15 protein-coding genes are annotated in these 14,957 nt (G+C 68.2%); 6 read left to right on the top strand and 9 right to left on the bottom strand.

The features are described 5' to 3' along the window. The first annotated feature begins 96 nt into the window (after window positions 1–96). Window positions 97–1,419 carry an alpha/beta hydrolase family protein gene (locus tag ACX9OW_RS12015; protein WP_459040080.1) on the top strand — a complete coding sequence of 441 codons (1,323 nt, stop codon included), beginning with the start codon at window positions 97–99 and terminating at the stop codon, window positions 1,417–1,419. A gap of 45 nt (window positions 1,420–1,464) precedes the next feature. Here the strand turns inward: ACX9OW_RS12015 and ACX9OW_RS12010 are convergent, their stop codons facing one another. From ACX9OW_RS12010 to ACX9OW_RS11990, 5 genes are all read right to left on the bottom strand, one after another. Continuing rightward, a complete protein-coding gene (locus ACX9OW_RS12010; protein ID WP_053443843.1) occupies window positions 1,465–1,803 on the bottom strand; it encodes a hypothetical protein in 339 nt (112 codons plus the stop codon). Window positions 1,804–1,894: 91 nt separating this feature from the next. Then, the gene (locus ACX9OW_RS12005) at window positions 1,895–2,836 is read right to left on the bottom strand and encodes a DegV family protein (protein WP_312556469.1); all 942 of its coding nucleotides are present in this window, start codon (window positions 2,834–2,836) and stop codon (window positions 1,895–1,897) included. A 94-nt stretch (window positions 2,837–2,930) separates the two neighbouring features. After that, a complete protein-coding gene (locus ACX9OW_RS12000; protein WP_459062317.1) occupies window positions 2,931–3,563 on the bottom strand; it encodes a DsbA family protein in 633 nt (210 codons plus the stop codon). Window positions 3,564–3,580: 17 nt separating this feature from the next. Beyond that, on the bottom strand, window positions 3,581–4,849 hold the full coding sequence (locus ACX9OW_RS11995) for an amidohydrolase family protein (protein WP_428999649.1): 1,269 nt from the start codon (window positions 4,847–4,849) through the stop codon (window positions 3,581–3,583). Between the two features lie 11 nt (window positions 4,850–4,860). Then, the gene (locus tag ACX9OW_RS11990) at window positions 4,861–6,270 is read right to left on the bottom strand and encodes an amidohydrolase (protein WP_459062316.1); all 1,410 of its coding nucleotides are present in this window, start codon (window positions 6,268–6,270) and stop codon (window positions 4,861–4,863) included. Window positions 6,271–6,421: 151 nt separating this feature from the next. Here ACX9OW_RS11990 and ACX9OW_RS11985 point away from each other — a divergent pair, with 151 nt between their 5' ends. Further along, window positions 6,422–7,198, top strand: a complete 777-nt coding sequence (locus ACX9OW_RS11985) for an AMP nucleosidase (RefSeq protein ID WP_053517431.1) — start codon at window positions 6,422–6,424, stop codon at window positions 7,196–7,198. A 43-nt stretch (window positions 7,199–7,241) separates the two neighbouring features. Beyond that, on the top strand, window positions 7,242–7,781 hold the full coding sequence (locus tag ACX9OW_RS11980) for a DUF924 family protein (RefSeq protein ID WP_111186169.1): 540 nt from the start codon (window positions 7,242–7,244) through the stop codon (window positions 7,779–7,781). Window positions 7,782–7,868: 87 nt separating this feature from the next. Here ACX9OW_RS11980 and grxD read toward each other — a convergent pair whose 3' ends face one another. Further along, window positions 7,869–8,795 (bottom strand): Grx4 family monothiol glutaredoxin, encoded by a 927-nt coding sequence (gene grxD, locus ACX9OW_RS11975; protein ID WP_053517428.1) that lies wholly within the window; start codon window positions 8,793–8,795, stop codon window positions 7,869–7,871. Between the two features lie 60 nt (window positions 8,796–8,855). On the opposite strand from grxD, the gene ACX9OW_RS11970 reads away from it, so the two are divergent. Then, the gene (locus tag ACX9OW_RS11970; RefSeq protein ID WP_053517427.1) at window positions 8,856–9,635 is read left to right on the top strand and encodes a polysaccharide deacetylase family protein; all 780 of its coding nucleotides are present in this window, start codon (window positions 8,856–8,858) and stop codon (window positions 9,633–9,635) included. Between the two features lie 89 nt (window positions 9,636–9,724). On the opposite strand, the gene ACX9OW_RS11965 is transcribed toward ACX9OW_RS11970, so the two are convergent. From ACX9OW_RS11965 to ACX9OW_RS11955, 3 genes are read right to left on the bottom strand one after another with little or no spacing between them, the layout of a single operon-like run. After that, the gene (locus tag ACX9OW_RS11965) at window positions 9,725–10,441 is read right to left on the bottom strand and encodes a class I SAM-dependent methyltransferase (protein ID WP_459062315.1); all 717 of its coding nucleotides are present in this window, start codon (window positions 10,439–10,441) and stop codon (window positions 9,725–9,727) included. 4 nt (window positions 10,442–10,445) lie between these two features. Continuing rightward, entirely contained in the window at window positions 10,446–11,063 is a 618-nt protein-coding gene (locus ACX9OW_RS11960) for an SGNH/GDSL hydrolase family protein (protein WP_459062314.1), read from the bottom strand. A gap of 3 nt (window positions 11,064–11,066) precedes the next feature. Next, window positions 11,067–12,341: a pyridoxal phosphate-dependent aminotransferase gene (locus ACX9OW_RS11955; RefSeq protein WP_459062313.1), complete on the bottom strand. Its 1,275-nt coding sequence runs from the start codon at window positions 12,339–12,341 to the stop codon at window positions 11,067–11,069. Between the two features lie 115 nt (window positions 12,342–12,456). Between ACX9OW_RS11955 and rsgA the strand changes: the two genes are divergently transcribed. Beyond that, the gene (gene rsgA, locus ACX9OW_RS11950; RefSeq protein ID WP_065175126.1) at window positions 12,457–13,566 is read left to right on the top strand and encodes a ribosome small subunit-dependent GTPase A; all 1,110 of its coding nucleotides are present in this window, start codon (window positions 12,457–12,459) and stop codon (window positions 13,564–13,566) included. Window positions 13,567–13,690: 124 nt separating this feature from the next. Beyond that, window positions 13,691–14,944 carry a flavohemoglobin expression-modulating QEGLA motif protein gene (locus ACX9OW_RS11945; protein ID WP_065175125.1) on the top strand — a complete coding sequence of 418 codons (1,254 nt, stop codon included), beginning with the start codon at window positions 13,691–13,693 and terminating at the stop codon, window positions 14,942–14,944. The last annotated feature ends 13 nt before the right edge of the window (window positions 14,945–14,957 follow it).

Below are 14,957 nucleotides of genomic sequence, written 5' to 3'. Positions count from 1 at the left end.
GCGCCTTCGTCGGCGGTACCCGCACTCCGTCGCACCGCGCTGGCGATCACGCGGGAGCCGGTTCACCGTCACCCATCAGTGTGGAGAGGAGCAGACATGCACAGAACCCTGGTGTCGCTGGCCGCGTGGAGCGCGATGGCCTTCAGTGCGCAGGCGGTCGCGGCCACGGCGGCGTCGCCTTGCGCCGCTGCGAGCTACCGGATGGCCGATGGCAGTACGCTGGACATCGGCCCGGGTGCGGGCGATCAGCTGCGCTGGCGCACGCCAGATGGTCGCAGCGGCGCACTGCAGCGCACCGCGGGCGATGCCTGGACCAGTACCCGCGGCTGGACCGGGCAGCCGGACGGGCACCGGATGGTGCTCACGGACTGTGGGAAGCGCGGCATCAGTGTCGATGGAATGAAGGGCGAGCGCATTCCGCTGCGGCAGATCGACACCCGTTTCAGCGGTGCCGGCGCAACGCTGCAGGGGCGGCTGACGCTGCCCCCGGGCGATGCGCCGGTTCCACTGGTGGTGCTGGTGCATGGTGCGGAGAACAGCTCCGCGCTGGAGCGCTACTCGCTGCAGCGCGAGTTCGCCAGTGCCGGCATCGCCGTGTTCGCGTACGACAAGCGGGGCACGGGACGCTCTGGCGGGCGGTACACGCAGAACTACCTGACCCTGGCCAATGATCTGATCCTGGCCACGCGCGAAGCACGCCGGCTGGCGGGGGCACGTGCGCAGCGGGTCGGCTACCAGGCCGGCAGCCAGGGTGGGTGGGTGGCGCCGCTGGCGGCACGCATCGAGCCTGTGGATTTCATCGTGATCAGCTTCGGCCTGGCGGTCTCGCCGCTGGAGGAAGACCGCGAGGCGATCGCCTTCGACATGCAGCGGGCCGGCCAGGGCGCGGAAGCCACTGCGCAGGCGATGCAGATCGCCGATGCGGTGGCGACCATCGTCGAAAGCGGATTCACCGAGGGATTCGATGTACTGGCGGAGGTGAAGCAGCGTTACCAGCATGCGCCCTGGTTCCCTGCGGTACGCGGGAACATTACCGGTTATCTGTTGTCGACTCTGGAGGTCACTGCGCGCGAGCAGGGGCCGCGGCTGCTGGACGGAGTGCCGGCCCATTACGACCCTTTACCGGTGCTCACGCATCTGCAGGTGCCGCAGTTGTGGATCTTTGGCGGGCAGGACCGCGATGCGCCGCCGGGAGAGACGCTCAGGCGTCTTGCGGTTCTGCAGGGCCAGGGACGGCCGATCTACACGGCCGTGTATGCAGACGCCGATCATGGCATGTACGAGTTCGAGCTGGATGCGGCCGGGGAACGTGTATCGACACGGCAGCCGGCCGGGTACTTCCAGCTGATGACGGACTTCATCCGTGGCGATGCGCTGCGGGCCGAATACGGCCAGGCCCGCCCCACGTCCGCGCGATGAGGGCTTCGACGGGCGAAGCCCAGCAGACGCCAGCGCGTTCGCCGCTCAACGCACGTCGCGCAGTTCCCAGTGATGGCCGGCCAGCAGACGCAGGCGCTGCTTGAACACATCGCTGTCGATGCGGGTGGTGGCCACCAGGTTGATGCGCAGGTCCTTCTGCTCACCGGTTACGGTGGCGTCCGGGTCGGTCACGCCCCACTGCGGCTCCACTGCATCCGGATCGGGTTGCTTGGCTTTCCAGCGCTCGAACAGCGCGCCGCTGCGCAGGGCGTCCTGCAGTTCTTCGGCAAAGCCGGCGGCGCCCTGCGAATGGAAGGACAGGTCGGGGTCGTTGCCGCGGGCCTTGGACGGGTCGGGAAGGCTGATGTGGTACTGCGCAGGCATGGTGATCTCCTTGAAGTGCGGCAAGGCTGGCATAGACGCGGTGCAATGCTTGTGTACATCCGGCGCACCTGCATGCAGGCGTCGCCCGCCCTCATTCGAACCGATGCGGTCCATCGGCAAAGCCCACGGTAACGGCGCCCTTGCCGACGTTGACCATGCCGGTCAGGCTCATCACCGATTCGTACACGGTGACGCCGTGTGTGGCGCAGACCTCCGTCAGCTGCGCGTAGCCGGGCAGGGCGCGCAGCTCCTCCAGCTCACCGCCATAGCTGACGCAGACTGTCGGTGTCATCAGTCCGCTGCGCACGCGCTGGCCGACCACAGCGAAGAGCTTCTGCACGGCATTGTCGAAGCCCTTGATCTTGGCTACCGGGCCGGTCTCACCGCGGTAGCCGTGCAGCACCGGCTTGATGTCCAGTGCGCTGCCCAGCGCGGCACTGAGCAGGCCGACACTGCGGTCGCCCTTGTGCCGCGCGCGGGCCCGCATGTAATACAGGTCACGGGTGACCATGTAGCCATGCACGTTGCCGGCCAGTTCCTCCAGCCGCTCGCGGATCTGCTGCACGCTGGCGTTGCTGTCGCGCAGGCGAACCGCTTCCACCGCCGTCACCGCCTGCGCGGCGAACAGGTTCTGGGTGTCGAGCACGCGCAGTGCGAAGGGCGAGTTGTAGCCCGCGGCCTGCCGCACCGGCTTGTAGTCGTTGAGGATGGCGAAGCTGGCCTGCAGGGCGTTGTCGTGGATCGGGCTGCGGGTCTTGGTGATGGTCATGCAGAAGACGTGGTCGTAGTCGATCACCAGCTGCTGCAGGAACAGGTCACGGATCTGGTTGACGCTGAAGGGGATGGTCTCCGCCTCGGCACCATGTTCGGCCACGTGTGCGTGCAGGAAGCTGAGCGTGGCCTGTTCGTCGCGGTGGTCGGCGAGTACGGCTTCGCCGATCCGTACGGTGATCGGGAGCAGCACGATGTTGTGTTCGGCAATGAACGCCTGCGGCAGGTCGCAGGCCGAGTCGACGACGATTCCGATGCGCATCCGCGGCTCCCCCTCCAGGGCGGTTGTTGGTTCGGAAGTGTGAAAAATATCTCAAAACGGGAGCCCGCGCGCGAGGGAAGCGCAGGCGCCCTGTTCAGCGTCTGCGCTGTACCGCGATCGGCAGGGCCTCCACCCGCTGCCATTCCGGCTGCTTCAGCAGGTCCGGATCGGCCAGCACAGCGGCCATCAGCGGGTGCGCGTCATTGCCCCAGAACAGCTCGTCGCCGATGGCCAAGGTCGGTACGCCGAACACGCCGGCCGCGAGCGCAGCCTCGGTGTTGCGCCGCAGCTGCTCCTTGACCTCTGCGGTTGCCGTGGCGGCCGCCACATCCGCGATGCACAGCCGCGCGCCGGGTTCGCGCAGCGCCTCGGCGCTGTCGGCGGCGTTGCCCTCGCGCCAGATCCAGTCGAACAGCACGTCCACGGCCTGCGCGCCGCCGCCTGCGGCCAGGCACAGCCGCAGAGCGGCCAGCGGGTTGAACGGGTGGGCAGGCGGGAAGCGCAGCGTCACGCCTTCCGCCTGCGCGTTCCAGAGCAACTGGCGGTAGATGAAGCGCCGCTTGGCCGGGATCTCGGCCGGGCCGAGATTGCCAAGCTGCTGCAGCACCGCCCCGAAGGCGATCGGCACCGGCTGTACCTGTGCGAACTGGGGCAGTTGCTTGACCTTCTGCCAGTGCAGGTAGGAGTAGGGCGAGACGAAATCGAAGTACCAGTGCAGCGGGGCCATGGGGCTTTCCTCGTCGGTCAGGGCTGCGCGTTGCGCTGCAGATAGCGGTCGCGCAGGTCGGTCTGGCGCGAGCGCATCGGCATCGGCCGCCCTCCCATCCAGACCTGTTCGGCATAGTGCGCCACATCCAGCGGGTCGCCTTCCCACAGCACCAGGTCGGCGCGCTTGCCGGGCTCGATGCTGCCGATCTGGTCGGCCACCCCGAACGCCTGTGCGGGAACCCGGGTCAGGCCTGCCAGCCCGTCGGCCCAGGGCAGGCCATGGGCTACCGCATTGCCTGCGAGCTGGCGGATCTTGCGTGCGTTGTGCGAGGCATCGCCACGTTGCACGAAGCTGACGGGCACGCCCGCACGCTGCAGTCGTGCCGCGTTTTCCAGGGTGGCGCCGATCTGGTCGAAGCTGGCCGGCAGGTTGGCCAGCACGTCGACGAACACCGGCACGCCGGCCGCAGCCAGCTCCGGCGCCAGCTGCCAGGCTTCGCTGGCTCCAGACAGGGCGATCTTCACCTTTTCGCGTGCAGCCCAGCGCAGCAGCTGGCGGATATCGGCAGCGCGATCGATTTCAACCACGATGCGGCCCTGGCCGGCCAGATAGCGCGACAGTGTGCGGCGACCGGCCGGTGTCAGCACGGCGTGCGGTGAATCGGCGGCGACCTGGCCGCGCGCTTCATCCACCATCTGCTGCAGCAGCATCCACTGTGCTGCACGCGAATGACCGGTCAGTTCCGACGCTGCGGCGCCCAGCCGCAGGAACAGCGCACGTGGACCCAGCGGGTCGGCGCTGCCATCGAGCCGCATCACCCCGCCCTGGCCCGCCACGAAGCCACCGCCGGTGACGGCGCCCAGCGCGGTGAAGCCGATGCCCTCCAGTCGCGCCACCGGAATGAGCACCGACGCGGGGTTGTAGGCCAGGGTCACGTCGAACTCCGGACGCAGCGGTTGCTCGCCGATCTTCAGGCTGCTGTCGACCGTACTCGCTTCTCCCGAGACTTCCTCGATGCCGATCTCGGCGATGCCACCGAACAGCGCGGGCGTGAGCGGGCGGCCATCGGCTTCAACCACGGTCGTGCCGGCCGGTGCGGCCAGGCCCGTACCCACGGCACGGATGATGCCGCCCTGCACCAGCACATCGGCGTGCTGCAGGCTGCCGCGTGCGCCGGCGGTGTGAACCGTCGCGCCGCGCACCAGCAGATCCTGTGCCGATGCCGTGCCGGTGATGGCTGCCAGCACCATGATCGCAGCGCCGAGCCATGCCCGGTTGCGGCTGGAAGACCTTGCCATCTGCATGGAACCGGCCATCAGTGCACCTCCTGCCCGAGCTGGAAGTCCGACTGCGGCGTTGCCGGCAACGCACTGCGGTCGTACAGGCGGCGGCCATCGACATAGACCTGCTCGGCCAATGCGTAGGAGCTGAAGGGATTGCCGTTCCACACCACCACGTCGGCCATCTTGCCGGGCTCCAGCGTGCCGGTCTGGCTCTCGATGCCCAGCGCCTTGGCGGCATTGGCGGTCATCCAGGTGATCGCATGTTCAGGAGTGATCGGGGCCATGCGTGCGCGGCGCGCGGCGGCCATGACCTTGGCGGCTTCCTGGTTCAGGCGCTGGATGCCTTCGGGCGAATCGGAATGGACGATGGCGCAGCTGTTCTTCGCCCGGTCCACCAGCGCGATGTTCTCGGGGATGCCATCGAAGGCTTCCATCTTGAAGCCCCACCAGTCGGCCCACAGTGCACCGCAGACGCCGTCCGCCGCCAGCCGGTCGGCCAGCTTGTAGGCCTCCACGCCGTGGTGGAACGCTGCCACCTTGAAACCGAATTCCTTGGCCAGGTCGAGCATGGTGGCCATTTCATCGGCGCGGTAGCAGTGGATGTGCACGCGGATGTCGCCCTGGATCGCGCCGGCCAGGGTGTCCAGCTTGAGATCGCGCTTGCCACCGGCATCGCCCGCGCTGTCACCTTTGTCGCTGCCGAACCAGCGCTTGCGCTTGGCTGCCTTGGGCGTGTTCTTGGTGATGTAGTCGGCGGCATCGATGAAGGCTGCGCGGTAGCCGGCGACGTTGCCCATCCGCGTAGCAGGCGTCACACCCTTGCCTTCGCCATAGACGCGTTTGGGGTTCTCGCCGCAGGCCATCTTCAGGCCCCACGGCGCGCCGGGAAACTTCATCGCCTGGTAGGTGATGGCCGGAACATTCTTCAGGGTCACGCCGCGGCCACCGACGAGGTTGGCCGAGCCGGGCAGCACCTGCATGCTGGTCACGCCGCCGGCCAGGGCGGCAGCGAAGCCGGGATCCTGCGGCCACACCGAATGCTCCGCCCAGACATTGGCCGTCACCGGTGCGGTCATCTCGTTGCCATCGCTGTGGGCGCCCACCCCCGGGCTGGGATATACGCCCAGGTGCGAGTGCACGTCGATCAGCCCGGGGGTGACCCACTTGCCCTGCGCGTCGATGCGGGTGACATCGGCCTCGGCCTGCAGCTGCTGGCCGACAGCAACGATGCGGCCCTCACGCAGCAGGACGTCGGCATTGTCCAGGCGCTGGCCGGTGCCGGTCAGCACCGTTGCGTTGTGGATCAGCACCGGCGCATCGGGCTGCGCCCGATAGGTGCTGGGGTAAGGATCGGCCATGAAGCGCGAGGCGCTCAGTGCTGGCGCGGCGGCCAGCGTAACCAGCGCCAGCCCCAGCCCGGCGCGCAACAACGTCGACGTCATGCAGATCCCCTCGGCTACGTAAGCAACCGCTGACGCTAGCCGGGCAGCGGTGGGCTTGCCAAGTGACCTTCTTCACAGGGTGCGACCGCGTGCCTCGACGGCGTCGCCCCACTGGCCGAAAATAGGCGGTCCCCGCCGTTCCGGACCGAGCATGAAGAGCAAGCAGGAAATCGTCGACAACTGGCTGCCGCGCTATACCGGCGTGCCCCTGGACCAGTTCGGCCCGCACGTCCTGCTGACCAACTTCGGCGGCTACCTGCACACCTTCTCCGAACTGACCGGTGCGCCCATCGTCGGCCTGGACCGGCCCATGGCCAGCGCCACCAGCGATGGCATCACGATGATCAACTTCGGCATGGGCAGCCCCAATGCCGCGATCATCATGGACCTGCTGTCGGCGGTGATGCCCAAGGCGGTATTGTTCCTGGGCAAGTGCGGGGGCCTGAAGCGCAAGAACCAGCTGGGCGACCTGGTGCTGCCGATCGCCGCGATCCGTGGTGAAGGCACTTCGGGCGACTATCTGCCACCGGAAGTACCGGCACTGCCGGCCTTCGCCCTGCAGCGCGCGGTCTCGACCATGATCCGCGATCTGGGGCACGACTACTGGACCGGTACCGTCTACACCACCAACCGGCGGGTCTGGGAACACGACGAGGCATTCAAGGAACGGCTGCGCGCGATGCGCTGCATGGCCATCGACATGGAAACGGCCACGGTGTTCGCCGCCGGCTTCGCCAACCACATCCCCAGCGGCGCCCTGCTGCTGGTTTCGGACCAGCCGATGATTCCCGACGGGGTCAAGACCGAAGCCTCCGATGCCAAGGTCAGCTCCCAGTTCGTGGAAAACCATATCCAGATCGGCATCGAGGCGCTTAAGCTTATCCGGCGCAACGGCAAGTCGGTCCGCCATCTGCGCTTCGACGAATGATGATGAGGGCCGGGCGCGGGACGTCCGGGCCCGGGAGTAGGTAATGGACGTTGCCGCGCAGGTGGTGGAATTCTGGAAGGAGGCGGGCCCTGCGAAGTGGTTCGCCCGCGACGATGCGTTCGACGCGCAGTTCCGCCGATTGTTCCTCGATGAGCATTTCGCTGCGGCCGCGCGTGCGCGCGAACACTGGCTGGGCAGCGCCGAGGGTGCGCTGGCCCTGATGCTGCTGTTGGACCAGTTCCCGCGCAACTGCTTCCGTGGCACCGCCCACTCCTACGCCACCGATGGGCTGGCCCGGCACTACGCCATGCGTGCCATCGAGGAAGGGCTGGACCTGCAGCTGGTTCCGAAGCTGCGGGCCTTCATCTACCTGCCGTTCGAGCATTCCGAGGATCCGCTGGACCAGGACCGTTCGGTGGCCATGTTCGACGCGCTGGGTGACAAGGAATACCTGCAGTACGCCGACCTGCATCGCGACATCATCCGCCGTTTTGGCCGCTTCCCGCACCGCAACGCCGTGCTGGGCCGCATTCCCACGCCGGAGGAACTGGACTACCTGGCCGAAGGCGGGTTTGCCGGCTGACCGGGCGGCGCCAGCCACGCGCGCGGCAGGCAGGAAACGGAAAACGCCGGCGTGCGCCGGCGTTCTCCTGTTCCGCGCTGCAGCCGATCAGTACTTCGGCACGCCGTTGTCCACCTCTTCGGACCAGGCGTTGATGCCGCCGGTGATGTTGAAGACCTTGGTGAAGCCAAGCGCGCGGAACTGCTCGGCAGCCTGCGCACTGCGACCACCGTGGTGGCACAGGAAGGCCAGTGCGGTGTCCTTCGGCAGTGCTTCCAGCTCGGCGCGGCCGTTGCCGTCGAACACCTTGAACGGCACGCCGACGGCGGCGATGGCGCGCTCGTCAGCCGGGCGTACGTCCACCAGGATCGCGTTGCCGGCGCGCACCAGGTCGTCGGCGTCGCGCACGCTGATTTCCTGCACCGGCTTGGGCGCATTCGGGTTGTCGATGGCCAGGCCCTTGCCGCGGATGTCGTCCACCCAGTCGATGGTGATGCCTTCGGCGCGGCGCGCGCTGGCCAGGTCGAACTGCACGCGCAGTCCATTGGATTCGGCGGCGATCGCAGCCTCGTCATGCGGAGCGAGCTGGAAGTTGGGCTGGAAGCCTGCATCGATGCTCAGCTGCAGGGCGGCGCCCGGGGCGTCGGCCAGCGCGCCCTTGAGCATCTCCACCGCGGCCGGGGTGACGGTGATGCGCGGCGGGGTGCGGTCCGGCGCGGGCAGGCCCAGCACGCTGCTCAGTTCGCCGCTGGCGGCCATCTGCAGCACGATGTCGCTGCCACCGACCAGTTCGCCGTCGATGTACAGCTGCGGGATGGTCGGCCAGTCGCCGTAGGCCTTGATGCCTTCACGGATTTCCTGGTCGGCCAGCACGTTGACGTGAGCGAACTCGACGCCCAGGTCCTGCAGCGCGCCCACGGCCTTGGCCGAGAAGCCGCACTGCGGCATCGACGGCTGGCCCTTCATGAACAGCACGACGCGGTTGGCGTTGAGGAGGGATTCGATGCGCGAACGCAGGGCAGGATCGAGAGACATGGGAAGTCGGGGGTCCAGTAATTCGAATCTTCGATTCTACCCCTCATGGCATCATGGGGTATGAGCAGCGCAGGAACATTGCATCGCATTCCGCCCCGGCCATGGCGCTGGCTGCCCTGGCTGGTGGCGTCGCAGTTGGGGGTGATCCTGGCCTGGGTGCTGGCGGGATGGCACTGGGGTCTGCCGCTGATGGTGGCCAGCCACGCGCTGTTCATCGTGCCGGTGTTCCTGCCCAACAGCCGCTTCTACACGCCGGTGCTGAGCCGCCTGGCGCAGGCGGACGACGCGGTCTGGCTGACCATCGATGACGGTCCCGGTGCGGACACGCTGGCCGTGCTTGATCTGCTGGATCGGCATCAGGCGCGGGCGACATTCTTCCTGGTCGGCGAGCGGGCCCTGGCCCAGCCGGCGCTGGTGGCCGAGATCCTGCGCCGCGGGCACGATCTGGGCAACCACAGCTTCAGCCATCCGCAGGCGCGCTTCTGGCGACTGGGACCGAAGGCGATGCGTGCGGAGATCGAAGGCTGCCAGCATGCGCTGCAGGCATTGTCGGGCACGCCGGTGCGCTGGTACCGGTCGGTGGTGGGCATGACCAATCCGTTCGTGGGCCCGGTGCTGCGCCGCCTGGGCCTGGTGCGGGTGGGATGGAGCGCCCGCGGCTTCGATGGTGTCGGCTGTACGCCCGAGCGCGTGCTGGAGCGCCTGCTGCCGGATCTTCGCCCGGGCGCCATCGTGCTGCTGCATGAGGGGGCCGCCCATGGCCACAACCTGGTAATCATCGAACGCGTGCTGCAGGCACTGGATCAGCGTGGATTGAAGGCAACGCTGCCTTCGGTATAGCGCAGCGGCACGCACGGAATCCGCCGGGCATGGCCCGGCGCTACCAGGGGAATGGGCAGGCATCCGGTAGCGCCGGGCCACGCGTGGCGTCATCCAGGCCGTTCGGCCACCACCAGCCAGCTGTTGAACGGTGTGCGCCCGTGCAGCGGCCGTGGTGCGGCGACGCGCAATCCCGCTTCGCTCAGTGTCGCCAGCAGGGTCTTCGGCTGGGGATAGTGCCGCGGGCGGGTACCCATCCAGCCCACCAGCCAGGCAAGGCGGTCCGCGACCCGCGTGGTGCGGTCCCGGCCATCACCGGTCGCCAGCGGCGTCCGCAGCAGCAGCCGTCCTCCGGGGGACACCCGCGCGCTTGCGGCACGCAGCAGCGTCTGCTGCGGTCCGGCATCCAGGTACTGCACTACGTCCAGCAGCAGTACATGGCCGACGTGCGACGGCAGCGCAGCCTGCACATCCAGGCATTCGAAGCGCACGGCCGGCAGGCCTTCACCGGCTTGCCGCGCCCGCTCGATCTTGGCGGCGTCCACGTCCACCCCGAGATAGGGCTGGCCGCGCCCGCGCTGGCGCAGCACATGCGCGAACAGGCCCAGTCCGCAACCCAGGTCCAGCACCGGCTGGCCATCCTCGGGCAGCTGTTGCAGCACGCCCTCGTACAACGGATCGCTGCCGAGCTTGCCGCGGGTGTAGTAATAGTCGCGGCGGCTGCCCCAGGCCTGTGCAGGTCGGAACGCCTCGGCGATCGCGCGGGCCTGCGGGGAGGTCAGCGGGGAGCAGGGCAGGGGCGTGCCATTCCGTGGCGTGCCGTCCATCGGGTCAGCCGGCGTCGCCTAGCCGGCGCAGGGCGACCGGCAAGGCACGCTCGCTCCACAATGCATACATGCGCGCGGAGGGGTGCAGACCGTCTTCGGCGATCATCGCCGGGTCGTGACCGTGGACGCGGCTGATGTCGGTGATGTCGACGAAGTCGACGCCGAGGCCACTGCAGACCTGCTCCGCAGCCGCGTTGAACGCGTCGGTTTCGATGCCGATGCGGCCACGGTGTCGGCCGCTGCTGGCGCCGAACGGCGTCACGCCCCAATCGGGAAACGACAGCACCAGCACCCGATCGGTACGGCCGCCGGCAAAACCGATCGCGCGCTGCAGCAGGGCCTGGAACTGCGTGCGGTATTCGTCGAGCGGACGGCCGCGGTACTGGTTGTTGACCCCGATCAGCAGGCTGACGAAGTCGAACGACCCCTGCGGGGCGGCCTCGTCGATGCCGGCATCGAGCTCGTCGGTGGTCCAGCCGGTGGTGGCGATGGTCTGCGGATCGGCCAGCGCGACGCCCTGTGCGCGCATCGCGGCGGCCAGCTGATGGGGCCAGCGGCCTTCGACCGCGACGGCCTCACCGATGGTGTAGGAGTCGCCCAGCGCCAGATAGGACAAGCCCACGACTCAGGCCACCGAACGGCGTGGCTTGATCGGTACGACCTTGGTTGCATCCTCGGCGCGGCGGGCCAGCACGCGGTCGATGCGGGCGAACACATCGCGCATCACCGAGGCCTCCGGCAGCAGGGTTACGCGGAAGTGGTTGCGGTAGGGCACGTTGAAGCTGGAACCGGGCACCACCAGCACGCCCTCGTTGTCCATCAGCTCCAGGGCGAAGGTGTGATCGTCGAAGCCCTTGGCGGCAGCGCCGACCACCGCCGGGAAGGCATACAGCGCGCCGGCGGGGGCCACCAGCGACAGATGCTCGCTGGCCTCGCATGCTTCGATCACCGCGCGGCGGGTTTCGTACAGGCGCCCGCCCGGGGCACACAGTGCCGAAATGGTGTCGGGCCCGTTCACCGCAGCCTCGATGGCGTACTGGCCGGGCACATTGGCGCACAGGCGCAGCGCGCTGAGCAGGTCCATCGCCGCGCGGAAGTCGCCCAGGCGTGCGTCATCGCCGCTGAGGTGCGCCCAACCCACGCGCCAGCCGCAGGCGCGATGCACCTTGCTCAGCCCGCTGAAGGTCAGGCACGGATGGTCGCCCGCCAGCGGTGCGACCGGCTGGAACACCGCCTCGTCATACAGGATCTGGTCGTAGATCTCGTCGACCAGCAGCAGCAGGTTGTGCCGGCGCGCGATGTCCACCACGCGTTCAAGCAGTTCGCGCGGGTAGCTGGCGCCACTGGGATTGTTCGGATTGATCAGCACGATCGCGCGGGTGCGCGAGGACACCAGGGTCTCGATCTCGCTCGGGTCCGGCTGGAAGCCGTTCTCGGCGGCGCAACGGTAGTACACCGGCCGGCCGTCGTTGAGGATGGTGGAGGCCGACCACAACGGGTAGTCCGGGGACGGCACCAGCACTTCATCGCCGGGGTTGAGCAGCGCACGCAGCGACAGGTCGATCAGTTCGCTGACGCCGTTGCCGACGAACACACGGTCCGGGTGCGCGTCGGGAGCGCCGCGACGGCTGTAGTAGGCGGCGATCGCCTCGCGCGCCACCGGCAGGCCCTGCTGGTGGGTATAGGGATCGGTGCGACCCATGTCGTCGGCGATCGCGCGCTGCAGGTGTTCCGGGGCGCGGAAGCCGAAATTGCCGGGGTTGCCGATGTTGAGCTTGATCAGCTTGCGGCCCTGCGCCTCCAGCTCCCGGGCTCGCCGGGCCAGTTCTCCGCGGATTTCGTAGCGCACTTCGGAAAGGCGCTCGCGGGTGGCCAGGGGCTTGGGCGCGGAGGTTGACATGGTCGGTGAGCCGTCGGATGGCATGGAGGTTCCATGGTAGCGGAATTGCTGCACTGCATGGCAAGGCCCCCAGGGCCCGCCGCTGCTGGGCTGGAGCGGCGTTGGCACGGGTAGAATGGAGGCGATGACCCAGACCCCCGATTTCACCGCCCTGCAGACCATCGGCTGGCCCTGGCCGGGCCCGGCGCAGCAGGCCGACTGGCAGGCCATGATGGCCGAGCACCCGCAGGCCCGCCCGGCCCGGGTGATCGAGCAGCACCGTACGCACTATGTCGTGGCCGACGCCCCGGACGCTGCGATCAAGGCCGAATCGCTGCCGGAATGGCAGCGGCCACGCTTTCCCAGCCATGAGCGGCCGGCGGTCGGCGACTGGGTGCTGCTCGACGGCATCCGCATCGTGGCGCTGCTGCCACGTCGCACCGCGATCAAGCGCGGTGCCGCCGGCGAGCATTATCACCAGCAGGTGATCGCGGCCAACATCGATACGGTGTTCATCGTCTGCGGGCTGGATGCGGACTTCAATCCACGCCGTATCGAGCGCTACCTGCTGCTGGTGGGCGGCGGCGGTGCCGAACCGGTGGTGGTGCTGACCAAGGCCGACCAGACCGAATACAGCGAAGATGCGCTGGCGGTGCTGGAAGAACTGGAAATGCAGGGGATCGCCCTGCATGCCATCAATGGCCTGGATGCTGGCAGCGTGGCTGTGCTGCAGCCATGGTTGGGGCCGGGCCGCACCGTGGTGCTGGTGGGCTCCTCCGGCGCCGGCAAATCCACGCTGACCAACACGCTGCTTGGCGAGCAGCGGATGAAGACCAATGCGGTGCGCGCCAACGACTCACGCGGGCGTCATACCACCACCCATCGTGCGCTGATGCCGTTGCCGACCGGCGCCTGCCTGATCGACACGCCCGGCATGCGCGAGCTCAAGCCGACCGGCGAGGAGACGCTGGCCGAAGGGGGCTTCGCCGATATCGAAGCACTGGCCGAACAGTGCCGCTTCCGCGACTGCTCGCATCACCAGGAGCCCGGTTGTGCGGTACGGGCAGCTATCGACGCGGGTGAGATCGAGGAAAGCCGGCTGCTGAACTACTTCAAGTTGAAGGAAGAAGTGGCGGCTGCGGCCGCCAAGCTGGCCGTGCGCCAGGCCGAGACCGCGCAGGAACGTGGTGGCAGGAAAGGCAAGGGCCAGCAGTTCCGTCCGGCAGGAAAGCCGCGACGTCGTTGATGAGGCAGCCGGCCACGGGCGCGGCTGCATGGAGATTCATCCCGGGATGCCGGGGTAACGCCCTCGCTGATGCCGGGGCCCGCGGTGGACAGCGCACGGCCTGGCAGGGCGCTATAGTCCGCGCATGGAAACGACCGCCGTGCTGGATCGCGAGGTGGCCCACCATGCGGCGCTCGATGCGCGGCTGGTCGAGGCCGTGGGTGGCATCCGCCTGCTGGGCCTGACCAGCTGGCCGGCGACGGTGCAGGCACCGTTCCTGGACAGCGTTGCGCGCGGGCAGCCGCAGTTGCCGAAGGTGGACTACCCGAAGCTGGATTTCAGCGAGGAACGCCGCACCTTGGCAGCCATCGCCGCCGACTGCGACGCGGGGCATCCCTTGGGTCACTACGTGCAGCAGTCCGCGCACAGCTGGGACCTGGCCGCACGCCTGCTGGAGGGCCTGGGTACCGCAGCGGTGGACACCTGTTCGGTGCAGCTGTTCGGCGCCCCCGAACAGCCCTTGCCGGGCAATGGCCCGAGCACGCGCGATGCAGCGCGCCATTTCATCCAGATCGCGGCCGAGCTGGACCATGAACTGCTGGCGCCGGAAGAACAGGTGCCGGTGTCTGCGATCGCGCTGCAACTGCAGCTGCAGAACGATCTGGATGCCTTCTTCGAATCGCGGATCATCCAGGTGCAGCTGGATCCGGAACTGGTGTCCAAGGCGGCCGCCGGGCCGACGCGGATCCGCCTGCGTACCAGTGCGCGCTTCAGCGCCTACGATCGTGCACAGCTGTTCCATCACGAAGCGCTGGTGCATTCGCTGACCGCGTTGAATGGCCGGGAGCAGCCGGTGCTGCCCAGCCTGGCTTTGTCCTCACCCCGGGTGACGGCTACCCAGGAAGGGTTGGCCACCTTTGCCGAGCAGATCACCGGCAGCATCGACATCGAGCGCCTGAAGCGGATCAGCCTGCGTACCGAAGCCATCGCCATGGCCCGCGAGGGCGCCGACTTCATCGAGGTGTTCCGCTACTTCTGCGATGCCGGGCAGAACCCGGAAGAGAGCTTCGCATCGGCCCAGCGCGTGTTCCGCGGAGTGCCCCCCGGCGGCGGGCTGGCCTTCACCAAGGACACCGTGTACCTGCGCGGGCTGGTATCGGTGCACACCTTCTTCCGCCACATGCTGGCCGAGGATCGCCTGCAGGTCTGCCGGTGGCTGTTCGCGGGCAAGATGAGCCTGCAGGACGCCATCGCGTTCGCGCCGTTGTTCCAGGCCGGGGTGCTGAAGCCACCGCGCTGGCTGCCGCACTGGGTCAGCCGGGCCAATGGCCTGGCCGGCATGCTGGCATTTTCGCTGTTTGCCAACCGGATACGGATGGACCAGCTGGCGCCGGAATGACATGCGTTGGCGG

It is taken from the genome of Stenotrophomonas genospecies 5 (assembly GCF_054473825.1).
Note: the sequence above shows the minus strand (reverse complement) of the source record. Positions and strands in the feature narration are given on the sequence as shown.